The following is an 8,945-nucleotide window of genomic DNA, read 5'->3' as shown; positions in this document are numbered from 1 at the left end:
GCGCAGCACCGGGAATTGCGCGGGTTGTTGGAGAATATTCGCGCGGGGGTGGCGGGGGTTTCGAAGGCGAGTCTGGTGCGGACGGAGGGGATGGGATTGTTGGTGGTGTTGGTGCAGGTGGTGAATTTGGTGGGAGCTTTGCGTGAACTGCGTAGGCAAACAGCGAATAAACGAGTTTGGCAGCCATTCGCCAATGCGATTGTCGCTACTGGGGCCGCAGGATTTACTGCCGCGCAAAGTCTTGGGGATACAGCCTTGAAAAACCGCAGTTCATTGCTGGCGACCAATCTTCAGCAAGCGGCGCTGAAAAACGTGCATGTGCAGTTGGGGAAACTGCATATTGGTCTGGGCAGTTTCACCTATGTCTCAGGTTTCCTGTCTTCGCTGCAAAGCGTGAAAAGCCATTATGCAAACTGGCAACAGGCCGTTCGCGGCGGAAGCTTTCACGCCGAGAAAAGCACTGCGTTGGCCGCGATTGGCGCGTTGGGTTCAACTGCCAATAACGGGTATGCCTTGAGCCATACCATTCACGCCGGGCACAGAGTTTTGATCGCCGAAAACGCAGCGGCAAGAGCCGCAGCCTGGGCCGCTGCTGGCACACGCCTGTCTACTGTTTTCTTTCGTTTTAACCTGGCCGGTGCGTTATTCACTGTGCTTGAACTATCGGGGGTCTGGCTGTTCAGCCGTTACAACATCAGCGCGCATGATAAATGGCTGAAAATAACGCCATGGAGCCGGGATCCGGATATGCGTGGTGATCATTCGCTCAAGGATTATCAAAATTATCTGGCTTTTTTGATTCACGCGCCCTATGTGCAACTCGGCGTGCAAGCGCATGACTCTCGACTTAAAAGCTTGCTGCTGAAAGCCAAGCCCAGCGATATCCATCTGGTCCTGCCTCGATTGACCTTGAAGGATCTGACACCTCCCTTGGGTGGGAAGCCGACGCATCACTTAGCTATCGGCGCGCACCGCATTTCAGTTCCATTACACAGCCGAGGAACGCCACGAGAACAGCGGGACGTCATCAGCGACGAGATCGTAAAGAGTCTGCGCATCGTCAAGTCCATGCCGGAGGGCCTGGTGCTCTGTCTTGAGTACCCGGTAGCACTCGACTCGGAATTCACCCCAGCAAAAGAAACACTCGAGCTGGCCATCCGCATTCAGGCTCTGGATGAGAATGGTCAATGGGTATCACGAACTCGGGTGATACATGTTGAGCCTCGCGGGAAAGGTCATTTTCCGGTGGTTTCACCTGAGCTTGTAAAAGACAAACCACCTGTACTGTTCATCGAAACACAGTTTCTGGACCCAGCCGACCATGCCGAATGACCAAGACAACGCAAGCAACCAGGCCAGGCAGGCGGGAGATATCGAACCGTTTCCAAGCGGAAAAATTACTTATCTGGCACCGTTGCCATTGCCTACCGTACAGCAACCCTTTGGACCGCAAATCGGTGAACTGAATCACGTCTTCATGGAATTCGGGATAGGACCGCCGCAAGTGTTCATGTGGCAGGTAACAGTAGGGTTGCCCTTTAGTGCAACCTTCATGATCACGTGCCTTTTTCCCGCAATTGCTGGTTTTATGTTTTTTCTGGCAGGTTCGCGGTGGAATGACATATGCGGCGCCATCGAAGGAGTTTTCGATGCTTTGATTGGTACGGGCTCTTTGACCATTTTTTGTTGTTTGTGTATTAACCTGGGCGTCTGGCACCACGTCCACAAAAAACGCCTCTCCCTCATCCCAACCCGCTTCAACCGTCAACGCCGCGAAGTCTGTTTCATGCCCCAAGGCGCCGCCGAACCGGTCTTTATCCCGTGGGAGTCGCTCAGCGCCTGGATCATCGAAGCCAAAGGCGCCACCCAATTCGGCGTCCATCGCCAATACGGCATGGGCATCGGTTTTGATCACGGCGAAACCCTAACCAGCCTCGAATTCCAATGCGCCGGCCTGGAGCTCGCGATCAGCCACTGGGAAGCGATTCGCGGCTACATGGAGTACGAGGTCAACGACCTCAAATCGATCCAGGACCTGCAAGACCTGCAAGGCCCGGACGACCCACCCCACGAAGGCCTGCATACATTCCACAATGCCCGCGCGCGGATGCATCAGGAGATCCATGAAGGCCGCCGCTCGCGGTTGTCGGGGTTCTTCTGGTACCTGTATCACGTCATGACCTTATGGACGATTCCCAACCGTCTGCTCGAATGGGAAATTCGTCGGCTGGAAAGAATCGGCAAGCAGGCGCTGCCGGAAGTCATGCGCGAATGGTCCGAGCCATTGCCGAAAGAGCAATGGGCCAAGCCGAGCGAAGAGTTGTTGCGGATGAGCGAGCTGGTGCGGCAGATGCACAAGCGCTACCCGCATCGGCCGATTACCGAAATATTCGCCGCTGTCGGTGCAAGCAGACACACGACAAGGCAAGGGGCGTGATTTGCCAGTAAACTCCCCTCCTCTCGCCGCCCTTTGTTCCTCGCGGCCACCCTCTTGATCAAAATGCGGAGTCCACCTTGCGTCTGTTCCACACCTCCGACTGGCACCTTGGGCAAAACCTGCACGGCCAGGAGCGCGATTTCGAGCACGCGTGTTTTCTCGAATGGCTGCTGCGCCAGTTGCAACTGGCGCAGCCGGATGTGCTGCTGATTGCTGGCGATATCTTCGATACGGTCAATCCGCCGGTCAAAGCTCAGGAACGCCTCTACGATTTCATCGTCAGCGCTCACGAACAGCAGCCGCTGCTGACCATTGTGATGATTGCCGGCAACCATGATTCCGGCTCGCGGATCGAGCTGCCGGCGCCATTGATGCGGCGTTTGCGTACTCACGCGTTGGGTCGGGTGCTGTGGCTGGATGACGGGCAGCTCGACGCCGAACGTTTGTTGCTGCCGCTGCCGAATGCTCAGGGAGAAATCGCCGCGTGGTGTCTGGCGTTGCCATTCTTGCGGCCGGCGGAGGTCACTGGCGCGCATCTGGGTGACAACTATCTGCGCGGCATCGGTCAGGTGCATGAATGGCTGATCGCGGCGGCGAATGCCAAGCGTCAGCCTGGGCAAGCGCTGATTGCGATCAGCCACGCGCACATGGCCGGCGGTTCGGTGTCGGAGGATTCCGAGCGCAGCCTGATCATCGGCAATGCCGAAGCGCTGCCCGCCAGCCTGTTCGGCGAAAGCATCAGCTATGTCGCCCTCGGCCATTTGCACAAGCCGCAGAAGGTCAACGGTGAGGAGCGCATCCGCTACAGCGGCTCGCCGATTCCGCTGTCGTTCTCCGAAATCGGTTATCAGCATCAGATTCTCGATGTGGTCCTCGACGGTGAAACACTGGTCAGCGTCGAGCCGAAACTGATCCCGCGCTCGGTCAATCTACAGCGCATCGGCCCGGCGCCGCTGGCCGAGATTCTGCTGCAACTGGCTGACCTGCCGAACATCGATCTGCTCGCCGAAACCCAGCGCCAGCCATGGCTCGAAGTGCGCGTGCGCCTGGATGAGCCGCAACCGGATCTGCGGCATCAAGTGGAAACCGCACTGCAAGGCAAAGCCGTACGACTGGTGCGCATCGCCGCTGAATACGCCGGCAATCGCGGCGTCGATGGCAGCGAGGACGGCAGCACGCTGATCGAACTCGACCAACTCACCCCGCAGGAACTGTTCAGCCGCGCCTGGCTCGACAATTACGGCAGCGAGGTCGACGAGCAGACGCTCAAGGACTTCGCCGAACTGCTGCAGGACGTGCAACTGGAGGGCGAGCAGCCATGAAAATTCTCGCCATTCGTTTGAAGAACCTCGCCTCGCTGGCCGGTCCGTTCGAGATCGATTTCACCGCCGAACCGCTGGCCAGCGCCGGTCTGTTTGCGATCACCGGCCCCACAGGCGCCGGCAAAAGCACCCTGCTCGACGCCTTGTGCCTAGCACTGTTCGGCGCCGTACCGCGTCTGAACAACACCGGCCGTGATGCGAAAGTCCCGGATGCTGACGGTGAAATCGCCACTGGCGACCCGCGCACCTTGCTGCGACGCGGCACCGGTGAAGGCTATGCCGAAGTGGATTTTGTCGGCGTCGATGGCCGCCGCTATCGCGCGCGCTGGGAAGCCAACCGTGCTCGCGAGAAGGCTGGCGGCAAGCTCCAGGCCAGTCGGCAGAGCCTGCGCGACATCGATCAGGATCAACTGCTCGCCAGCCAGAAAGGCGAATACAAAACCCAGCTGGAAGCCGCGCTGGGCCTGAACTTTGAACAGTTCACCCGCGCTGTGCTGCTGGCGCAGAGTGAGTTCAGCGCGTTCCTCAAGGCTGACGATAACGACCGCAGTGAACTGCTGGAAAAACTCACCGACACCGCGCTCTACACCCGCCTCGGCCGCCGCGCCTTCGACAAGACCAAAGAAGCCCGCGAAGCACACAAGCTGTTGCAGGATCAGGCTACCGGCGTGACGCCGCTGGCACCGGAAGCGCGCGCCGAACTCGACGAGCGTTTCAACACCGCGCAGCAACAGATGAAGGCGCAACAAGCGCAGCTCAAACAGCTTGAGCAACAGCATGCCTGGCTGAAGGATTTGCGTCTGTTGCAGGAAGCGCAGCAAGCGGCCAGCGGACAACTGCAAACCGCGCAACAGCAATGGCAGGCACTGGCCGGCGAGCGGGTGAAACTGACGCGTCTGGAACAGCTTGGCCCGCAACGCCATCAGTTCGCGCGCAAGGCCGAGCTCGATGCGCTGCTGACACCACTGGCGGCGCAGATTGCCGCGCACACCCAACAACACGCGGCACTCGGGGAACGCCAGACGCAGCTGGAACAGAACCTCGACGCAGCAAAAGTCGCCCTGAGCGAAGCGCAACAACGCCAGAGCGAAAATGCGCCGTTACTGCGTCAGGCGTTTGAAGAACACAGCACCCTCGCCCGCCTGATCAAGGACACCGCCAGCAGCGCCGAAGCCCGGCAAGCGGCCGAGCAAGCGTCCAAGGATGGCCAGAACACGATTCAGGCTTTGCAGGAAAAGCAGACTGAAGTCGCCGCGCGTTTGCAACGCATCGCCACCGAGCTTGAGCAGAGTGCGCATCTGGCGCCCTTGAGCGATGCCTGGAGCGCCTATCGCGATCGTCTGCAACAGCTGATGCTGATCGGCAACCGCTTGAACAAGGGCCAGAGCGAACTGGCGTCCCTCGAACAGAACGCCACGCGCAGTGCTGAGCAACTGGCCTCGCACAAGCAACAACTGGAAGTGCTGTTCAAAGAGGCTGGCGCCGAGCCCGATGCGGTGGCCGAACAGATCGGCCTGCTCGGCACTTTGCTGCAGGACAACCGCAAACAGCTGCGCGCAATCGAAGACCTGTCGCGCCTGTGGGCGTCTCAGCAGGATCTCGACAAGCGCAGCGCCGAGTTGCAACAACGCCAGCTCGACGCGCAGCAGCAACGCGAACGTCTGACCCAGGACGGTGTGAAAACCAAGGCCGAACTGACCGTCGCCGAGCAGACCCTCAGCGTCACTCGCGAACTGCTCGAGCGTCAGCGGCTGGCGCGCAGTGCCAGTGTCGAAGAGTTGCGCGCGCAGTTGCAGGACGATCAGCCCTGCCCGGTCTGCGGCAGCAACGAGCATCCCTATCATCAGCCCGAAGCGCTGTTGCAAAGCCTTGGCCGTCACGATGAAAACGAACAGGCCAACGCCCAGCAAGTGGTCGATCAGCTCAAGGAAAAACTGATCGAGCTGCGCGGCGAAGTCGGTGGCGTGATCGCACAACAGAAAGAGCTGCTGCAGCAACAGGAACAACTCGCGGCGCAGCAACAAGCCCTGGCCCCGAGCCTCGACGCGCATCCGCTGGCCGCGCAACTGTTCAATCAGGACGCCGACAAACGCGACGCCTGGCTCAGCCGCCAGACCGAGCAGTTGAATCAGAGCATCACTCAGGACGAACAACGCCAAAGTGCGCTGCTCACCTTGCAACAGGACGCGGCGCGCTTGTCGCAACAATTGCGTCAGGCTGAAGTGGCGCATCAGCAAGCGGCGCAACAGCTCAGCCATCAGCAGCATGAACTCAACAGTGATCGTCAGCGCCTTGAAGAAGAACTCAGCGCGTTCGGCCCGCTGCTGCCCGCCGACACGCTCGAAGCCTTGCGCCTGGAGCCGGCGGCAACGTTCATGCAGCTGGACCGGCAGATCGCCGAGCGTCTGGCCCAGCTCGAACAGCAAAAGGAAGAGCTGAGCGAACAGCAGCAACGCCAGCAGACCCTCGAGAAAGAACAGGATCGCCAGCAGCTGCGCACTCAGCAGCTGCACAGTGCCGAACAGCAATTCACGGCGTTGACCGAGCAGCAGCAAAGCTGTCAGGAAAAACTCGCGCAGTTACTTGGCGAGCACAGCAGCGCCGAGCATTGGCAGCAGCAGTTGGAACACGCCGTGGAACAGGCGCGCAGCGCGGAAACCAGCACCGCTGAAGAGCTGCAAAGTGTGCGCACGCAACTGGTGCAGATCGCCGCTGAGCTCAAGGCCCAACAGGAACGCCTGCAAGCACTGCAAGCCGAAGACCAGGCACTCGCCGGCAAGATCGCCGATTGGCGCGCCAGCCACCCGGAACTGGATGACGGCGGCCTCGAAGACTTGCTGCGCTTCGACGACGCGCAAGTCACCGAACTGCGTCAGACCCTTCAGCACAACGAAAAAGCCATCGAACAGGCCCAGGTCCTGTTGCAGGAGCGCGATCAGCGCCTGCTCGATCACCAGACCCGGCAGGACGGCAATCTTGACGCCGAACAGCTGGACAGCGCCCTCGCCGAGCTGCAGAACCAGTTCGCCGTCAGCGAACAGCAGTGCGCCGAACTGCGCGCCGAACAGGCGGAAGACCAGCGCCGGCAGAACGCCAATCAGGCGCTGGCCCAGCAGATCGCCGACGCCTATGCCGAGTACCAGCGCTGGGCGCGACTCAGTGCCTTGATCGGCTCGGCCACCGGCGACACCTTCCGCAAGATCGCCCAGGCCTACAACCTCGACCTGCTGGTACATCACGCCAACGCGCAGCTGCGCCAACTGGTCAAACGCTATCGCCTCAAACGCGGCGGCAGCATGCTCGGCCTGCTGGTAATGGACACGGAAATGGGCGACGAACTGCGCTCGGTGCATTCGCTTTCCGGCGGCGAAACTTTCCTCGTATCGCTGGCATTGGCGCTGGGTCTGGCCTCGATGGCGTCGAGCACGCTGAAAATCGAATCGCTGTTTATCGACGAAGGTTTCGGCAGCCTAGATCCTGAATCCTTGCAACTGGCCATGGACGCGCTCGATGGCTTGCAGGCACAGGGACGCAAGGTGGCGGTGATTTCCCATGTGCAGGAAATGCACGAACGCATCCCGGTGCAGATCCAGGTGCGGCGCCAGGGCAACGGTTTGAGCACGCTGGAGGTGAAATGAACACGCTGTATTCCTTCCGCCGCTGCCCTTACGCGATGCGTGCGCGAATGGCGCTGCGTTATGCGGGCGTGCCGGTGGAGATTGTCGAAGTCAGTCTCAAGGACAAACCGGCGCAGATGCTCGCGCTCTCGCCCAAGGGCACGGTGCCGGTGCTGAATGCCGATGGCGTGGTGATCGATGAGAGTCTGCAGATCATGCGCTGGGCGTTGGCGCAGAATGATCCGGATGATTGGTTGTTCAAGGATGATCCGGGAGCAGACGTCATCATGGACATGCTGATCGAGACGAACGATCAACGATTCAAGACTTCGTTGAACCACTACAAATACGCTGAGCGTTATCCAGAGCAACCGATGGAGGTCTATCGCATGCAGTGCGAGATGATCGCCCACTATCTGGATCTGACGCTCGCAGACCACGACTATTTGCTGGGTGACCGGCTCAGTCTCGCCGACATCGCCCTGCTGCCCTTCGTCCGACAGTTCGCTCATGTTGATCGCGAGTGGTTCGCGCAGACGCCTTATGTTCGCTTGCAGGCCTGGTTGCAGCGCCTGCTCGAATCCGAACTGTTCACCTCGATCATGAAGAAGTAACCCTCTGTCCCTTTGATCGTTCCCACGCTCTGCGTGGGAATGCAGCCGGGGACGCTCTGCGTCCCATTGGAACGCGGAGCGTCCCTTGAGGCATTCCCACGCAGAGCGTGGGAACGATCTTCGTCAGGCCAGGGCGTTGCACATGCCCAGCGCCATGCAATCCACTTCAAACGGCCCGAGAAAATCCACCGCGACCTTGACCGGTGGATTGCCGGCCATCAGCCCCAGCGTGTTGGCGCGTTCAATGTTGTGCGCGATGTTGTGGTTGGCCTCTATGGCCCGGGCCAAGCCACCCACCGAGCCTTGGCCAAATCCCAAGAGTGAGGCGCCGTTGGTCATCAGCGCGAGGCTGGCGATGACCCAGAGTCTGTAGCCTTTCATGCGCCGCCGACTCCTGCGAGTTCGGCCCTGTCGACCATCGCGCTTTGCGAGCGCAGTTCGAACTGGATGCCGGGGTGGGCGACGTCGATCGGGGCGTCGAAGCTGTGTTCCATCTGCGCGCCGATGCTGACGAACAGCACCACGGCCAGGTACAGACCGATGGCCAGGTAGGCGCCGCGTTTGGCGGAAGTGAGGATTGCGCTGGCCATGATGTTCTCCGTGGGCAAAGGTTTCGATGGCCACAGAATCAATCAAAAAAGCCGAAGCAACCACTCAGGGTTTGCAATGGTGAATATCAGCTTCGTTGATTATTTAGAGGCTCTATTTGCCCGCGAGAGAAAACCTATGAGTGCAGAACGCGCGCGCGTGAGCTGCCGAAGGCTGCGATCTTCTGATTGATCGTTCCCACGCTCCGCGTGGGAATGCCTCAAGGGACGCTCCGCGTTCCAATGGGACGCAGAGCGTCCCGGGCTGCGTTCCCACGCAGAGCGTGGGAACGATCAGGTTACGCGCGCGCGTAGGAGCTGCCGAAGGCTGCGATCAAGATCCCAGCCTTCGGCAGCTCCAACAAGGA

General features: G+C 60.0%; 6 protein-coding genes and 1 pseudogene. 5 read left to right on the top strand and 2 right to left on the bottom strand.

The features are described from left to right. The 5 genes and pseudogenes from QMX86_RS26030 to QMX86_RS26010 form a co-directional block, all read left to right on the top strand. A pseudogene (locus tag QMX86_RS26030) lies at positions 1-1,332 on the top strand (hypothetical protein); the annotation flags it as partial. Then, positions 1,322-2,437 carry a hypothetical protein gene (locus tag QMX86_RS26025; protein ID WP_282387069.1) on the top strand — a complete coding sequence of 372 codons (1,116 nt, stop codon included), beginning with the start codon at positions 1,322-1,324 and terminating at the stop codon, positions 2,435-2,437. The pseudogene QMX86_RS26030 and the gene QMX86_RS26025, both read left to right, overlap by 11 nt. A gap of 77 nt (positions 2,438-2,514) precedes the next feature. Next, a complete protein-coding gene (locus QMX86_RS26020) occupies positions 2,515-3,759 on the top strand; it encodes an exonuclease SbcCD subunit D C-terminal domain-containing protein (protein WP_282387070.1) in 1,245 nt (414 codons plus the stop codon). Then, complete coding sequence (locus tag QMX86_RS26015; protein WP_282387071.1) at positions 3,756-7,397, top strand: AAA family ATPase; 3,642 nt, start codon at positions 3,756-3,758, stop codon at positions 7,395-7,397. The genes QMX86_RS26020 and QMX86_RS26015 overlap by 4 nt, the downstream gene beginning before the upstream one ends. Further along, entirely contained in the window at positions 7,394-7,990 is a 597-nt protein-coding gene (locus tag QMX86_RS26010; RefSeq protein ID WP_071172691.1) for a glutathione S-transferase, read from the top strand. The genes QMX86_RS26015 and QMX86_RS26010 overlap by 4 nt, the downstream gene beginning before the upstream one ends. Positions 7,991-8,113: 123 nt before the next feature. Here the strand turns inward: QMX86_RS26010 and QMX86_RS26005 are convergent, their stop codons facing one another. After that, positions 8,114-8,371 (bottom strand): hypothetical protein, encoded by a 258-nt coding sequence (locus QMX86_RS26005; protein WP_039763921.1) that lies wholly within the window; start codon positions 8,369-8,371, stop codon positions 8,114-8,116. After that, a complete protein-coding gene (locus tag QMX86_RS26000) occupies positions 8,368-8,580 on the bottom strand; it encodes a hypothetical protein (RefSeq protein WP_039763920.1) in 213 nt (70 codons plus the stop codon). The genes QMX86_RS26005 and QMX86_RS26000 overlap by 4 nt, the downstream gene beginning before the upstream one ends. Positions 8,581-8,945: the final 365 nt, after the last annotated feature.

Source organism: Pseudomonas sp. PS01270, from assembly GCF_029959775.1.
Taxonomy (GTDB): Bacteria; Pseudomonadota; Gammaproteobacteria; order Pseudomonadales; family Pseudomonadaceae; genus Aquipseudomonas; species Aquipseudomonas atacamensis.
This window is presented reverse-complemented; position numbering and strand designations above follow the sequence as displayed.